Origin of the sequence: Streptomyces sp. NPDC127117 (assembly GCF_042677325.1) — a bacterium.
In the GTDB taxonomy this organism is placed as follows: Bacteria; Actinomycetota; Actinomycetes; order Streptomycetales; family Streptomycetaceae; genus Streptomyces.
Map to the genome: position 1 here is coordinate 1 of NZ_JBHXTM010000021.1, position 15,166 is coordinate 15,166.

Here is a 15,166-nt window from a genome sequence, read left to right on the forward strand (position 1 = left end):
GCGCTGGCCGAGGCCGCGTTCTCGCCATTCCCGAATACATCGAAACCACCGCCGCTTCATCGACAGCACCGCCGCCCGGAGACGCTCCGGGCGGCGGTGCTGTCGTTCCGGGCGCCGTCGACCGGCTGTGGGCCTGGCTCTGCCCCACGCCACCGGGCCGCTCTAGGATCGGACGTTCGATGACCGGAGGGGGCGGGTTCACTCATGGGTGACAAGGGTTTCGCGAGTACGCGGGCGGCGCGGGGACGGCTCGTGGCGGTCGGGGCGGTGGCGCTGCTGCTCGCGGGCTGCGGCGGGGGAAGCGACGCCGAGGCGGCGGCGCTCGACAAGGGGCAGGTCGCCTCGGTGCTGCCGGACGCGAAGGCCGTGCCTGGCTGGCGGAACTACATGAAGCCGGAGGCCCAGAAGCCGGTTCCCGAGTACCCGCCGCCGGTCTGCGTGGCCAGGACGAAGGAGCAGCGGGAGACGGCCTGCGCCCCGGTCACGTCCTGGGGTACCGCGGCCTTCGTGCGCAAGGCGGACGCGACCACGCTCAACTTCTGGACCCTCGCCTACAAGGACGAGAAGGCCGCGGACGCCGCGTACGACGTCCTGATCAAGTGGTACGGCGGGGACCGGGTCGGCCAGAACGCCGAGAAGGTGGAGATCGGCAGCCCCGGCGCCGAGCGCGAGGCCAACCGTGCGGCGGTCGGCACCATGGCCGGACCGGCCACGATCGCGCAGGTCCGGGTCGGCACGACCGTCCTCGGCATCAGCACCGGCACCACGGGCAAGGCGGTCGTCCCCGACAAGGACGTCAAGGCGTTCGCGGCCATGTTCGCCGAGCGGGCGCAGCAGGCCCAGAGCGGCGAGAAGCCCTCGGCGGCACTGCCGGGGAGCTGAGCGGACGGCCCGGCGCGACGGCGGTGAGGGCGCCCGGTCCGGTCTCGTTACAGTGAGGAACATGAGTTCCTCCCTCCGCTTCGACCGCGGGCACACCGACGATCTGATGGCCTTCCTGATGGCCTCCCCCTCCCAGTACCACGCCGTGGCCACCGCGGCCGGCCGGCTGGAGAAGGCCGGATTCCGGCAGGTCGAGGAGACCGCGGCCTGGGACGGGACCAGCGGCGGGAAATACCTCCTGCGCGGCGGTGCGATCGTGGCCTGGTACGTGCCGGAGGGCGCCTCGGCGCACACCCCGTTCCGGATCGTCGGGGCGCACACCGACTCGCCGAACCTGCGGGTCAAGCCGATGCCCGACACCGGGGCGTACGGCTGGCGGCAGGTCGCCGTGGAGATCTACGGCGGGACGCTGCTCAACACCTGGCTCGACCGGGACCTCGGCCTCGCGGGCCGGATCTCGCTGTGCGACGGCACGCACCGGCTGGTGAACATCGACCGGCCGCTGCTGCGCGTACCGCAGCTGGCCGTGCACCTGGACCGGTCGGCCAACCCCGACGGTCTCAAGCTCGACCGGCAGAAGCACATGCAGCCGATCTGGGGGCTCGGGGACGTCGAGGAGGGCGACCTGATCCGGTTCGTCGCCGAGGAGGCGGGTGTCGACGCCGAGGACGTGACCGGCTGGGACCTGATGCCGCACGCCGTCGAGCCGCCCGCCTACCTGGGCCGGGACCGCGAGCTGCTGGCCGGGCCCCGGATGGACAACCTGCTCTCCGTGCACGCGGCGACCGCCGCGCTCGCCGCCGTCGCCGGACAGCCCGACGAGGACCTTCCGTACATCCCCGTCATGGCCGCCTTCGACCACGAGGAGAACGGCTCGCAGTCCGACACCGGCGCCGACGGGCCGCTGCTCGGCACGGTCCTGGAGCGTTCCGTCTTCGCCCGCGGCGGCACCTACGAGGACCGTGCGCGGGCCTTCGCCGGGACCGTCTGCCTCTCCTCCGACACCGGTCACGCGGTCCACCCCAACTACGCCGAGCGCCACGACCCGACCCACCACCCGGTGGCCAACGGCGGACCGATCCTCAAGGTCAACGTCAACATGCGGTACGCGACCGACGGCAGCGGCCGGGCCGTGTTCGCGGAGGCGTGCGAGAAGGCGGGCGTGCCGTGGCAGACGTTCGTCTCCAACAACTCGATGCCGTGCGGCACCACGATCGGCCCGATCACCGCCGCCCGCCACGGCATCCAGACCGTGGACATCGGCGTCGCGATCCTGTCGATGCACAGCGCCCGTGAGCTGTGCGGGGCGGACGACCCGTATCTGCTGGCCAACGCGTTGGCGTCGTTCCTGGCCGGCTGAGCCGCCTCGCCCCGGCCGTCCCCCCGGGCATGGTCGGCGCCGGGCCGGGTACGCGATCCGTACACCGGTCCGGAGCCGCCGGGCCGTCTAGGAGGCGGGATTCATGGGACTCGGAGGATGCATCATCCTCATCGGAGCCGGGGCGATACTGGCCTTCGCCACCGACTGGAAAATGGACACCGTCAACGTCGACCTGGTCGGCTGGATCATGATGATCGTCGGCATCGTCGGGGTCGTCGTCTACTCAAGCATCGCCCGGCGCCGCCGGATGGTCGTACCGCCCAGCACCACGGTCGTGTCCGAGGACGAGCGCCGCTACCCCTGACCCGCGGCGCCCGCCGGGTCGCGACCGGCGTGACCCGTCGTCGACCGGCGTGACCCGTCGTCGACTCCACGGCACCCCCGATATCCTGGGACTTTCCCGTGCCCGACTCCGGGCGCATCCTGCCCGGAAGGGAAGCCCCTCGTGGAGTTCCGGCTGCTCGGCACCGTCTCCGTCGACACGTTCACCGGGCCGCTGCCGCTCGGTCCCGCCAAGCGCCGCAGCCTGCTCGCAGCGCTGCTGCTGTCCGCCAACACCCCCGTCTCCATCTCCAGGCTGACGGACTCCCTGTGGGACGACACACCACCGCTGCACGCCCGCAGCGTCATCCAGGGCCATGTGTCCCGGCTGCGCGCCCTGCTGGTGGGCGCGGACGCGGAGGCGTACGGGGTGGAGCTGGTCACGCTCGGCGACGCGTATCTGCTGCGGCTGCCGGAGACCCTGCTGGACTCGCAGCGGTTCGAGGAGCTGCTGACGCTGGCGCGGGGGCAGCGCAGCCCCGCCGACGCGGTACTGATGCTCAAGGAGGCGCTGTCCCTGTGGCAGGGCCCGGCGCTCAGCGGCGCGTTCACCGGACGGCCGCTCCAGGCCGCCGCGCACTCGCTGGAGGAGTCGAGGCTGGCGACGGTCGAGCAACTGGCGCACGCCTACGCGGAGCTGGGGGAGCACAACCGGGCGGCGGCGGTGCTGCGCGCGGAGGCCGTCGCGCACCCGATGCGGGAGTCGCTGGCGGCGGCGCTGATGACGGCGCTGTACCGGGCGGGGCGCCAGTCGGAGGCGCTGGACTGGTTCCACCGCACACGGCGGCTGCTCGCCGATGAGCTGGGCATCGACCCGGGACACGAACTGGCCGACGCGTACGCACTGATCCTGCGCGGCGACCCCGGGCCCGGCACCGGCCGGGAGAGCGGACGGAACGCAGCCGAAGGCCACGGGACGGCAACACGCGGCCCGCTCCGGACGGGCGGCGGCTCCGGCAGCACGGCCGGCAGCGGCGCCGGGCCGGTGCCCGCGGCCCGTCCGGCGGCGGACCGGCGGACGGGGCCGGACGACGGGACCGCGGCCGGACCGGCCGACCGCCCGTCCGAGCGCCCGTCCGACCGGCCCGCCAATACCGGCAATCCCGGCAACGGTACGGGCTACGTCACAAGCGGCAGCGCCGGCGACGTCACAGGCGGCGCCCCCAGCACCGCGCCGTCCCGCCCGCTCCCCGTGCCGTCCCTCGCGGGCGAGCCTCATCCCACCGATCTGCTGCCCCGCGCACCCCGCGGCTTCCAGGGGCGGACCGCCGAACTGGCCGCGCTGAGCCGGGCCGCGGCGGGCGAGGCGCCCGTCTGTCTGGTCACCGGACCGGCCGGAGTGGGCAAGACCGCGCTGGCCCTCCAGTGGGCGCACCGCAATCAGGCCGCCTTCCCGGACGGGCGGCTCTTCGCCGATCTGCGCGGGTTCAGCGACACCGGCGAGCCCGCGCTCATCGACGTGCTGCGCGAGTTCCTGCTGGCGCTCGGTGTCGCGCCCCGCCGCGTACCGGAGTCCGTCGCGGCCGCGGCCGCGCTCTTCCGCTCGCTGACCGACCGGCGCCGACTGCTCGTCGTGCTCGACAACGCCCGCCACTCCGCCACCGTCCGGCCGCTGCTGCCGGGCGGCACCGACTGCGTCACGCTGGTCACCAGCCGGCACCGGCTGGAGGGCCTCATCGCCTCGGACGCGGCCCGCCCCGTACCGCTCGACGTGCTCGAACCGCCGGACAGCACCGCCCTGCTGGCCGGTGTGCTCGGCGAGGACCGGGTGCTCGCGGAACCGGTCGCGGCCCGTCGGCTCGCCGAACTCTGCGGCGGGCTGCCGCTCGCGCTGCGGGTCACCGCGGCCCGGCTGGCCGGGCGGCCGACGTGGACGCTGGCCGGTCTCGCGGACGAACTGGCCGACGAGCGCAGCCGGCTGACCTTCCTCGACGTGGACGACACCGGTGTCTCGGCCGCCCTGCGGCTGACCGTGCAGCAACTGCCGCAGGACGCCGTCCACCAGCTCGCCCGGCTCGGCCACCACCCCGGCAGCCACTTCGACCCGTACACGGCGGCCGCGCTGGCCGGTACCGACCCGGTCGTCGCCACGGCGGCGCTGGAGCGGCTCGCCGCCGCCCACCTCGTCACCGAGACGGGCCCCGGGCGCTGGATACTTCACGACCTGGTGCGCCTCTACGCCCACGGCATGGACCCCGAGGGCGGGCCCGACGCGCTCATCGGGGTGCTCGACCACTACATCGCCACCGCGCTCGCCGCCGCCGACACGGCCGAGCCCGGCGGCGAGCCCTGCTTCGTCCTGCCGGAGGACTACCACCGCCCCGTCGCCGTACGGGACTTCGTGGACCGGTCGGCGGCGATGCACTGGCTGGCGACCGAGCGCGACGATCTCGCCCTGGCCGCCGTGGCGGCCCGGACCGCCGGATTCCACGACCGGGCGTGGCGGATCATCCTGCTCCAGTGGCCCCAGGTGGTGTGGCGGGTGCGGGACAGCTGGTCCCCGCTGCTGGAACTGGCGCTGGACTCCGCCCGCGCCCACGACGACGCGTACGCCGAGTCTCGGGTGCTCAACCTGCTGGGCTGGGTGCTGACCGAGGAGGGCCGGACCGCCGAGGCCGTCGCCCTGCTGGAGCGCTCACCGGTGCTGGCCCGGCAGGCCGGCGACCGGCTCGGCGAGGCGACCGCGCTGATCAACCTCGCCGTCGTCCAGGCCGAGCAGGGGGAGCTCGACACGGCGCTGGAGGACTGCGGGCGGGCCGTCGAGCTGGCCCGGGAGGAACAGGACGCGCACACCGAGATGCTGGCGCTCCAGCACCTCGCGCGGATGCAGCTCACCGCGAACCGGCCGCACGAGGCCCTCGAATCCGCCCGGACCGCACTCGACCTGGGGCCGGAGCACGAGGAGATCGCCCGCAGGGTGCTGCTGCTGACCACCAGCGGCGAGGCCCGGCTGGCGCTCGGCGAGGAGCACGACGGGATCCGGCTGCTGGACCGGGCGGCCGAGGAGGCGGAGCGCACCGGTTACGACGAGGGCGCGGTACGGGCCCTCCAGGCGCTGCTGCGGGTGACGGCGGAACCGGAGTACCGCAAGCGGTACGAACAGGCGGTCCGCCGGCTCACCGACAACGGCTGAGCCCTCCCGGGCGGGGCCGGAAGGGCTCGGCCCTCATGCCTGCTCGTCCATTCCGGCCAGCACCAGCGGCAGCCGGGACGCTCCCCGGTCGACCACGCGGACCGGGACGCCCCAGTCCTGCTGGTGGACGTGGCAGGCCGGGTACTCGTTCGCCGGGTCGTCGTCGCAGGACGCCGCCATCGCGGACACATGCAGGACGCCCTCGGTGACGTCGTCGGCCAGCACCAGGTCACGGAACAGATCCGTCCCCGGCCCCGCACCCTCCGCCAGCAGCTCCGGCGGGGTCGCGGAGACCAGCAGCCGGGTCGAGGGACCGTACCGGGTGTCGAGCTTCTGCCCCGCGGGCGCCTGGAAGACCACATCGAGCCGGAGCGTGCCCGGGGAGATCTCGGTGGCCGCCCGCTGCGTGCGGTGCGCCCGGTCGGCGACCCGTACTGCCTCTTCGGGGAGGCGCAGCCGGGTCAGCCGGTGCCGGGCGGACTCGACGACGACGAGATCGCCGTCGACCAGCACGGCGTCGCTGGGCTCGCGCAGATCCGTGGCCAGGGTGGTGACCTCACCGCTCGCGGGGTCGTAGCGCCGCAGCGCGTGGTTGTACGTGTCGCAGACGGCGACCGACCCGTCGGGCAGCGCGGTCACCCCCAGCGGGTGCTGGAAAAGGGCCTGTCCGGCGGCGCCGTCGCGGTGCCCGAAGTCGAAGAGCCCGGTGCCCACGGCCGTGCGGACGGCGAAGCCGTCCCCCTCGCGCTCGACGTAGCGCACGGAGGACGTCTCCGAGTCGGCGACCCAGAGCCGCTCGCCATCGGCGGAGGCGGCCAGCCCGGACGGCTGGGCGAACCAGGCCTCGTCGGCCGGCCCGTCGACCAGGCCCTCGTTGGTCGTGCCCGCGGCGACCTCGACGGTCCGCGTCGCGGGGTCGTACGTCCACAGCTGGTGCACGCCCGCCATGGCGATCCACAGCCGGTCCGCGAACCAGGCGACGTCCCAGGGGGAGGAGAGGTCGACCTCGCGGGCCGGCCCGGACGTCGGCGAGCCCTGCCACCACTGGCGGCCGGTGCCGGCCAGTGTCGTCGTCTCCGCGGTCGCGGGGTCGAAGGCGCGGATGGCGTGGTTGACGGTGTCCGCGACCGCGATCCGGCCGTCCGGCAGCACGGCGAGACCCTGGGGCTCGGAGAACCGGGCCTCCTCGGGCCCGCCGTCGCCGAACCCCCGCTCGCCCGCCCCGATGTGGCGGCGGACCGTCTCGCCGTCGGGTCCGAGCTCGACCAGCCGGTGACGGGTGGTGTCGGAGACGAGGAAGCCGCCGTCCGGCAGGAGCAGCGCCTTGCCGGGGAAGCGCAGATGTGTGGCGACCGGTTCGGGCGCGACATAGGGGCCGTCGCCGCGGCGCAGGGTGCCCTTCGCCGCGTGCTCGGCCTCCAGCTCCTCGACCAGCTTCGCGATGGCGTGCGCATGGCCCTCGCCGGCGTGCTGGGCGACGACATAGCCCTCGGGGTCGATGACGACGAGCGTCGGCCAGGCCCTTACGGCGTACTGCTTCCAGGTCGCCAGCTCCGGATCGTCGAGGACCGGGTGGTGGACCTCGTACCGCTCGACGGCGTCGACGACGGCCTGGTGCTCGGCCTCGTGGACGAACTTCGGCGAGTGCACCCCGATGATCACCAGGGTGTCGCGGTGCTTCTCCTCCAGCTCGCGCAGCTCATCGAGGACATGCAGACAGTTCACACAGCAGAAGGTCCAAAAATCCAGGACCACAATGCGTCCTCGCAGGTCAGCGAGGGTGTACTGCTCGTCGCCTGTATTGAGCCAGCCGCCCTTGCCGACCAGCTCGGGGGCCCTTACGCGCGCACGTGTTGCCATGTGAACAGTCAACATCACCGTGGCGTCCACGCATTCCGCAGGGACCTCGGGGAACCTGTGAGCCATGAGATTCCTGGTGCGTGAACGGCTCTTCGCCGTCGGTGACGACTACTGGATCGAGGACGTGGACGGCCGCAAGGTTTTCCTCGTCGACGGCAAGGCCATGCGGGTGCGGGACACCTTCGAGCTGAAGGACGCACAGGGCCGCATCCTGGTCGAGATCCGGCAGAAGCTGCTCAGCCTGCGCGACACGATGCTCATCGAGCGGGACGGCGAACAGCTCGCCAGGATCAAGCGCAAGCGGCTGTCACTGCTGCGCAACCACTACCGGGTCACGCTGTCCGACGGCACCGAACTAGATGTCAGCGGCAAGATCCTGGACCGCGAATTCGCCATCGACTACGACGGGGAGCTGCTGGCCCAGATCTCCCGGCGCCGGCTGACCGTCCGGGACACCTACGGCATCGACGTCGTACGGGAGGACGCCGACGCGGCGCTGCTCATCGCCGTATCGGTCTGCGTCATCGTGCTCGCGGAGAAGGAGCACGACGACTGAGCCGTCGGCGCTGTTTCACGTGAAACAGCCGGTCATGCCCTAGGTGGGCGGGTTCAGCCCCAGGCGGCGGTCCTTGAGGGCCGGGAACTGCTCACGGGTCGTCGCCACCCTCGCCGGGTCGAACTCCACGTCGAGCACCTCCTCGGCCGCGCCCGCCTCCGCGAGCACCTCACCCCACGGGTCGACGACGATGCTGTGCCCGGACTGCTCGACCCCGGCGTGGGTGCCCGCGGAGGCGACGGCCAGGACGTACGACTGGTTCTCGACCGCGCGGGCCCGGGCGAGCAGCGTCCAGTGGGCGCGGCGCCGCTCGGGCCAGCCCGCGGAGACGATCAGTGTCTCGGCGCCCGCGTCGACCAGGCCGCGGAACATCTCCGGGAAGCGCAGGTCGTAGCAGGTGGCGAGGCCGAGCGTGGTCTGCGGCAGGGCGACCGTCACCAGCTCCTCGCCGGCGCCCATCATGACCGCCTCGCCCTTGTCGAAGCCGAAGCGGTGGATCTTGCGGTACGTGGCGGCCCGCTCGCCCTCGGGCGTGAAGACCAGCGAGGTGTTGTAGAGGGTGCCGTCGGCGGCGCGCTCGACGAAGGAGCCCGCGTGCAGCCAGACCCCGGCGTCGGCGGCGGCCTTCGCCATGATGTCGTGGGTGGGCCCCTGGAGCGGTTCGGCCTCGTCCTCGAAGGCGGTGTACGCGAAGGCACCGACCGGCCAGAGCTCGGGAAGGACCACCAGGTCCGCGTCGCGCCGGGCGGCGATCAGCGAAGCCGCGCGCTGCCTGCGGGCCTTGACGGATTCGTCCGGGTCTACTGCGATCTGGATGAGGGAGGCGCGCACACTACCACCGTCCTGGCATTCGAGCCGTCAACACGGGCCTACGATCGTCACACGAAAGCACTGCCGGGGTGCCTGCTCGCAGCGTAACTTAGCGACCGAGCCTCCCACGCAGACCGCCGCCCGCAGACCGCCGCCCGCGCCCAGCTCTCCAGCCCATGCACCGCAGAACCGCACGAGGGGTCCCGTGACCGTCCATCCCAGCCTCCAGAACTACGCCGATGCCTGGACCCACTCCATCGAGTCGATAGCCGAGCTGGTGAAGCCGCTCGCCGAGGGAGAGTGGAACCGCCGTACGCCGTGCCCCGCCTGGTCGGTGCGTGACATCGTCTCGCACGTCATCGGCATGGAGTGCGAGCAGCTCGGCGACCCGCGCCCGATCCACTCCCTGCCCCGCGACCTCTACCACGTACAGAGCGACTTCGCCCGCTACATGGAGATGCAGGTCGATGTGCGGCGGCACCACACCGCGCCGGAGATGACCTCCGAGCTGGAGTACACGATCATCCGCCGGGCGCGTCAGCTCCGCAACGAGACACGTGACCCCGAGACCATGGTCCGCGCGCCGCTCGGCGCCGAGCAGACCCTCGAACTGGCGCTGCGGATGCGCGTCTTCGACGTCTGGGTGCACGAGCAGGACCTGCGCGCGACGCTGGGCAGGCCCGGCAATCTGGACTCCCCCGGCGCGACCGTCGTCCGGGACACCCTGCTGGAGGCGCTGCCGAAGGTGGTCGCCAAGGACGCCGGAGCGCCGGCGAATTCGGCGATCGTGCTCGATGTGCACGGGCCGCTGGAGTTCCTGCGCACCGTCAGGGTCGACTCGGAGGGCCGGGGTTCGGTGGACGGCTCGCCGTCGCTGGGGCCCGTGGTGACGCTGGCGATGGACTGGGAGACGTACTTCCTCCTCGCCTGCGGGCGGGTGCGCGCGGGAGCGGTCGCGGACCGGGTCAAGGTCGAGGGCGACCAGGACCTGGCGACGGCGATCCTGCACAACTTCGCCGTGACGCCGTGACGCCATGACCGGCGGCGCCCGTCGCAGCTGAGGACGGGCGCGCCGCCGGCCCGGCGCGAGCCGCGCTCACGCGGGTACGTGCACGGCCTCCACCCGGCTGACCACGTGGTGGTCCCGCTCGCGGTGCGTGGCCCTGGAGTGCAGCCGCAGGATCTGTACGACGCCGAGCGCCTCCAGCACGAAGACCGAGGCGAACGCGATCCGGTAGTTGTCTCCGGTCGCGTCCAGGAGCACACCGACGGCGAACAGCGTGGTCATCGAGGCGATGAAGCCGCCCATGTTGACGATGCCCGACGCGGTGCCCTGGCGCTCCGGCGGGTTGGCCGGTCGGGCGAAGTCGAAGCCGATCATCGAGGCCGGACCACAGGCGCCGAGCACCACACACAGCACGATCAGCAGCCACATCGGCGCATGGTCGCCCGGGTAGAAGATGGCCGACGCCCAGAGCAGCGCCGTCACCGCGACCGTGCCGAGGGCCAGCGGGGCGCGGGCCGCGTGGTGGCGGGCGATGATCTGCCCGTAGACCAGCCCGAACGCCATGTTGGAGAGCACCACCAGGGTGAGCAGCTCACCGGCGGTGGACCGGCTGAGCCCCTGCGCCTCGACGAGGAACGGCAGCCCCCACAGCAGCAGGAACACCATGGCCGGGAACTGCGTGGTGAAGTGCACCCACATGCCGAGCCGGGTGCCGGGCTCCCGCCAGGACGCGGCGATCTGCTTGCGCACATAGGCGGCGCCCGCGTGCTCCGCGGGCGGCGGCTCATGGCCCTCGGGGTGGTCCTTCAGGAACAGCAGCAGCAGAACGAGGACGACGACCCCGGCGACGGAGCTGCCGGCGAACGTGGTGGTCCAGCCGAATCCGTGCAGGGCCCGTGCGATGAAGAGCGTCGAGACGAGGTTGCCCGCCATCCCGAAGAGGGCGGCGACCTGCCCGATCAGCGGGCCGCGCCGGGCCGGGAACCAGCGGGCACCGAGCCGCAGCACGCTGATGAACGTCATCGCGTCACCACAGCCGAGCAGCGCCCTGGACGCCAGCGCCATGCCGTACGAGGGGGAGAGCGCGAAGCCGAGCTGTCCGAGGGTGAACAGTACGGCCCCGAGGGTGAGGACCTTCTTGGTGCCGAGCCGGTCGACCATCAGGCCGACGGGTATCTGCATGCCCGCGTAGACCAGCAGCTGAAGGATGGAGAACGTGGAGAGCGCGGAGGCGTTGACGTCGAACCGGTCGGCGGCGTCGAGCCCGGCGACGCCCAGGCTGGTGCGGAAGATGATGGCGACGAAGTAGACGGCGACGCCGATGCCCCAGACCCACGCGGCACGCCGGCCGCCGGGTGGATCGCCGGGCAGGGACAGGGTGGGTGCGGCGGCAGAACTCACCGGTCCTCACCCCTGACCAGCACCTTGACCCGGCCGACGTGGCGCCGCACGACCTGCGCGGCACCGTCCGCGTCCCCGGCCCTGATCGCCTCCAGCAGCTCACCGTGCTCGGTGATGTTGGCGGCGATCCGCCCCGGGTGCGCCTCCATCACGGCGACGCCCATCCGCAACTGCCGGTCGCGCAGCTGGTCGTAGAGGCGCGAGAGGATGTCGTTGCCCGCGTTGCGCACGATCTCGGCGTGGAAGCAGCGGTCCTTCACGGACACCGCCGCCAGGTCCCCGGCCTCGGCCAGCTGCCGCTGCTCCTCCAGGAGCTCTTCGAGCCGGCCGATCAGCTGCGCGGAGGCGGGCACGGCCTTGCGGGCCGCGAACTCCTCGACCAGCAGCCGGGTCTCCACCACATCCGCGATCTCCTGCGCGGAGACGGCGAGGACGAGGGCGCCCTTCTTCGGGTACAGCTTGATCAGCCCCTCGACCTCCAGCCGCAGCAGCGCCTCGCGCACGGGCGTACGGGAGACCCCGACGGCCTCCGCGAGATCACCTTCGGTCAGGAGCGTGCCGCCCTCGTAACGGCGGTCCAGGACCGCCTCCTTGATGTGGACGTATACGCGCTCGGCGGCGGGCGGCTGCTTCACGGCGGACTTCACGGAGGGCTTGGCGGACGACTTCGCGACAGGCTTCACGGCTGGGGGTGCGGCAGGCATGCGCACAGCATAGATACAAGATGCGTGCATGACGAAACCGGTCCGGCATCCGGACGGGCACCCACCGGCACCACCCCACACCCCTGGCCGGAATCACCCGTAGACCCGAAATTGCCCCAGGAATCAGTACATCCATCCCCCGCTCTCGTGAGTCTCACCACCGAGCGGCACCTTCATGTGGCCGCATTCCAGGGGCATTTGGAGCATTCAAGTTGAAAATCGGCATTAAGGGTATAAGCCGCGCCACCGCCACTGCCACCGTGGCGCTGACGGCAGGCGCCGTCATCGCGGGCAGCGCGTTCGCCTCCACCGCGCAGGCCGCCACGCTGCCCAACCCCAAGATCACCGCCGCCGGCGGATACGTGATGAACAACGGAACCGCGAAGTCCCTGTTCGCCAAGACCGCGGACACCCGTCGTTCCACCGGCTCCACCACCAAGATCATGACGGCGAAGGTGGTGCTGTCGCAGAAGAACCTGAACCTGGATTCCAAGGTCACGATCCAGAAGGCGTACAGCGACTACATCGTCTCCAAGGGCGCCTCGTCGGCCCGCCTCATCGTGGGCGACAAGGTCACGGTCCGCCAGCTGCTGTACGGCCTGATGCTGCCGTCCGGCTGCGACGCCGCCTACGCCCTGGCCGACAAGTTCGGCTCCGGCTCCACCCGCGCGGCCCGCGTGAAGTCGTTCATCGGCAAGATGAACGCCCAGGCCAAGTCCCTCGGGTTGAAGAACACCCACTTCGACTCGTTCGACGGCATAGGGAACGGCTCCAACTACTCGACGCCGCGCGACCTGACCAAGCTCGCCAGCAGCGCGATGAAGAGCTCCACCTTCCGCACCGTCGTCAAGACCAAGTCGACCAAGCAGAAGGTCACCACGAAGTCCGGCGGCTACCGGTACATGTCGTGGTCCAACACCAACACCATGCTCAGCAGCTACAGCGGCGCCATCGGCATCAAGACCGGCTCCGGCCCGTCGGCCAAGTACTGCCTGGTCTTCGCCGCGACCCGCGGCAGCAAGACGGTCATCGGCACGGTGCTCGCCTCCACGTCGGCGGCCAACCGCTCCGCGGACATGAAGAAGATCATGGACTACTCCTTCAAGAAGTAGTCCCGCCGGCCACGGCAGCACACGCAGAGGGGCCCCGCACCACGCGGGGCCCCTCTCCGTTACCGCACTGCTGCTCCAGCCAGCCGCAGCCGTTGGGAGCCGCCCCGGGTCAGCGGCATCCCGGTGCCGGTCACGAGGTCGTACGCCGCAGGGCCGATCCTCATGCCGGAAACCCGCCCGCCGTGCGCGGCCTCGACACTGGCCGGCCGGGTCGCCGACCGGAGGGCCCGCCAGGCCAGACGCGTCTGATCGGTCAGGAGCCGATGCCGCTCCGGCCCGACCTCCGGTTCGTCCCAGCGCACCGCGAGGCGGCCTGCTTCGAGGGCTTCGCCCGCACCGTCCCGAAACCGGCGCGAGCACAGGAACTGCAGCACGGCGGAGCGCGAAAGATCGGAACGGGAGACAGCCCCCTCGGCCACCAGGACGTCCTCGGGCGCCCCGGCCCCCTCCGGCAGCAGCAGGAACGCCTGGCGGCCACCGCAATCCAGGGCCTCGACGAGCGAGGGATGCAGGTGCACCTCGTGAAGACCCTTCGGTCCCGGCTGACTGCACAGCCAGCCGGACCGGGGCAGGACATCACCGATGCGCTGCCCGACGACCCGCTCGTCCTCGGGCAGCAGCCACACATCGGTCGTTCTCGTACGAGAACCGGGAGGCGCCATGGGCGGAGATGCTCAGTCGAGGCAGAACTCGTTGCCCTCGATGTCCTGCATGTTGATGCACGACTCGTTGTCCTCGTCGGCATACAGCACCTTCGTGCACACCGCGCCGAGCGCCACCAGCCGATCGCGTTCGGCCTCAAGCACCGCCAGTCGCTCCGCGCCCACGAGCCCGGTACCGGCCCGCACATCGACGTGCACCCTGTTCTTGGCGACCTTGCCTTCGGGGACGCGCTGGAAGTACATGCGCGGGCCCTCACCCGTGGGATCGGAGCACGCGAACCACGCACCGCGCTCCTCGGGCGGCAGCGATTCGTTGTAGGCGTCCCAGGAGTCGAATCCCTCCGGCGGCGGGGGCGCGACATACCCCAGCACCTCGCACCAGAAACGGGCGACGCGCTCGGGGTCCGCGCAGTCGAAAGTGATCTGGATCTTCCTCACCGATGCCATTCGGTCACCCTAACAGCGGCCTGCAGCGGGCCTCCTCCCATTAACCACCGCTGGATATCCGCACGTTGACCAGCAGCACGACGGCCTCCAGGGCGGTGAGCAGCAGCGCGAGCGGCCCCTGCGAGGCAAGGGGAGTTGACGGCATTCGTACGATGGAGACGAAACGCATCAACGCCCGCCCCGGGCTCTGAGCCGGGCGGGCCGAGCGGGGGAAGAAAGGTGCGTGCCCGGTGTCTGTCGGGCTCCTCTCCACGATTGCCGCCGTGTTCTACGGGGGCACGGTCTCCGTCCTCGCCCTCACCGCGACCTTCGCCCGGCGTCGCACACTGCGACGTGAGGCGCGCAGCACGCTCGCCCTGCTGGTGCCGGGGAGGGCGATGGAGTCGGAGCGTTAGCCGGCCCGGCCAGGTCGGTCCGACGACCGGACCAGCCCGGCCCGAACAATCTCGCAGCCGGGCCTTGACCTCAAGTCCGCTTGAGATCCCAGAGTGATCCGCATGAACACCGAAACCGCAGACATCGAAGCCATCGAACAGGTCGTCGCCACCGTGGAGCGCGCTCAGCGTGCCAAGGACGTCGAGGGCTTCCTCGCGCTCTTCCACCCCGACGCCCTCTGGACGACCGGCCACGGCAAGGTCCTGATCGGCTTCGACGCGATCGCCGAGTTCACCCGCACCGTGCTGCCCGCGGCCAGCTGGGAGGGGGAGATCACCTACGAGGCAGTGCACACGCAATTCCTGCGGCCCGACGTGGCGGCCGTGAAGGTTCGGCAGCTCTACCACTCACCGGAGGGCGAAACGGAAGGCGCTCCGCTCTACGTCATGACGAAGCAGGATGACGGAAGGTGGCTGCTGCACGCCTGCCAGAACACGGCGGTGTGGGCCGAATAGA

At 71.6% G+C, this 15,166-nt stretch carries 15 protein-coding genes; 9 read left to right on the forward strand and 6 right to left on the reverse strand.

The features are described 5' to 3' along the window. Positions 1-204: 204 nt before the first annotated feature. From ACFVH0_RS19680 to ACFVH0_RS19695, 4 genes are all read left to right on the forward strand, one after another. Entirely contained in the window at positions 205-882 is a 678-nt protein-coding gene (locus tag ACFVH0_RS19680) for a hypothetical protein (protein ID WP_385821785.1), read from the forward strand. 61 nt (positions 883-943) lie between these two features. Then, positions 944-2,242, forward strand: a complete 1,299-nt coding sequence (locus ACFVH0_RS19685) for a M18 family aminopeptidase (RefSeq protein WP_385821787.1) — start codon at positions 944-946, stop codon at positions 2,240-2,242. A gap of 103 nt (positions 2,243-2,345) precedes the next feature. Continuing rightward, positions 2,346-2,567 carry a DUF6458 family protein gene (locus tag ACFVH0_RS19690; protein WP_385821789.1) on the forward strand — a complete coding sequence of 74 codons (222 nt, stop codon included), beginning with the start codon at positions 2,346-2,348 and terminating at the stop codon, positions 2,565-2,567. A gap of 141 nt (positions 2,568-2,708) precedes the next feature. Continuing rightward, positions 2,709-5,717, forward strand: a complete 3,009-nt coding sequence (locus tag ACFVH0_RS19695; protein ID WP_385821791.1) for a BTAD domain-containing putative transcriptional regulator — start codon at positions 2,709-2,711, stop codon at positions 5,715-5,717. Positions 5,718-5,750: 33 nt separating this feature from the next. On the opposite strand, the gene ACFVH0_RS19700 is transcribed toward ACFVH0_RS19695, so the two are convergent. Beyond that, positions 5,751-7,577, reverse strand: a complete 1,827-nt coding sequence (locus ACFVH0_RS19700; RefSeq protein ID WP_385821793.1) for an NHL domain-containing thioredoxin family protein — start codon at positions 7,575-7,577, stop codon at positions 5,751-5,753. A gap of 64 nt (positions 7,578-7,641) precedes the next feature. Between ACFVH0_RS19700 and ACFVH0_RS19705 the strand changes: the two genes are divergently transcribed. Then, positions 7,642-8,133 carry an LURP-one-related/scramblase family protein gene (locus ACFVH0_RS19705; protein WP_385821795.1) on the forward strand — a complete coding sequence of 164 codons (492 nt, stop codon included), beginning with the start codon at positions 7,642-7,644 and terminating at the stop codon, positions 8,131-8,133. 39 nt (positions 8,134-8,172) lie between these two features. Here ACFVH0_RS19705 and ACFVH0_RS19710 read toward each other — a convergent pair whose 3' ends face one another. Continuing rightward, positions 8,173-8,964, reverse strand: coding sequence for a carbon-nitrogen family hydrolase (locus ACFVH0_RS19710; RefSeq protein WP_385821796.1), 792 nt, complete (start codon positions 8,962-8,964; stop codon positions 8,173-8,175). A 184-nt stretch (positions 8,965-9,148) separates the two neighbouring features. Here ACFVH0_RS19710 and ACFVH0_RS19715 point away from each other — a divergent pair, with 184 nt between their 5' ends. Beyond that, positions 9,149-9,973, forward strand: a complete 825-nt coding sequence (locus tag ACFVH0_RS19715; protein WP_385821798.1) for a maleylpyruvate isomerase family mycothiol-dependent enzyme — start codon at positions 9,149-9,151, stop codon at positions 9,971-9,973. 66 nt (positions 9,974-10,039) lie between these two features. On the opposite strand, the gene ACFVH0_RS19720 is transcribed toward ACFVH0_RS19715, so the two are convergent. Further along, positions 10,040-11,350 (reverse strand): MFS transporter, encoded by a 1,311-nt coding sequence (locus tag ACFVH0_RS19720; RefSeq protein WP_350979515.1) that lies wholly within the window; start codon positions 11,348-11,350, stop codon positions 10,040-10,042. Beyond that, complete coding sequence (locus tag ACFVH0_RS19725) at positions 11,347-12,054, reverse strand: GntR family transcriptional regulator (RefSeq protein ID WP_385821800.1); 708 nt, start codon at positions 12,052-12,054, stop codon at positions 11,347-11,349. Before ACFVH0_RS19725 ends, ACFVH0_RS19720 begins: the two co-directional genes overlap by 4 nt. A 212-nt stretch (positions 12,055-12,266) precedes the next feature. Between ACFVH0_RS19725 and ACFVH0_RS19730 the strand changes: the two genes are divergently transcribed. Then, positions 12,267-13,166, forward strand: coding sequence for a D-alanyl-D-alanine carboxypeptidase family protein (locus ACFVH0_RS19730; RefSeq protein ID WP_385821802.1), 900 nt, complete (start codon positions 12,267-12,269; stop codon positions 13,164-13,166). A gap of 59 nt (positions 13,167-13,225) precedes the next feature. On the opposite strand, the gene ACFVH0_RS19735 is transcribed toward ACFVH0_RS19730, so the two are convergent. After that, positions 13,226-13,828, reverse strand: coding sequence for a hypothetical protein (locus tag ACFVH0_RS19735; protein ID WP_385821804.1), 603 nt, complete (start codon positions 13,826-13,828; stop codon positions 13,226-13,228). A 12-nt stretch (positions 13,829-13,840) separates the two neighbouring features. Then, positions 13,841-14,275 (reverse strand): VOC family protein, encoded by a 435-nt coding sequence (locus ACFVH0_RS19740; protein WP_385821806.1) that lies wholly within the window; start codon positions 14,273-14,275, stop codon positions 13,841-13,843. A 230-nt stretch (positions 14,276-14,505) separates the two neighbouring features. On the opposite strand from ACFVH0_RS19740, the gene ACFVH0_RS19745 reads away from it, so the two are divergent. Together ACFVH0_RS19745 and ACFVH0_RS19750 are read left to right on the forward strand one after the other, a co-directional pair. Continuing rightward, the gene (locus ACFVH0_RS19745) at positions 14,506-14,670 is read left to right on the forward strand and encodes a hypothetical protein (protein WP_350979510.1); all 165 of its coding nucleotides are present in this window, start codon (positions 14,506-14,508) and stop codon (positions 14,668-14,670) included. 102 nt (positions 14,671-14,772) lie between these two features. Then, entirely contained in the window at positions 14,773-15,165 is a 393-nt protein-coding gene (locus tag ACFVH0_RS19750; RefSeq protein ID WP_385821808.1) for an SgcJ/EcaC family oxidoreductase, read from the forward strand. Position 15,166 lies beyond the last annotated feature (1 nt).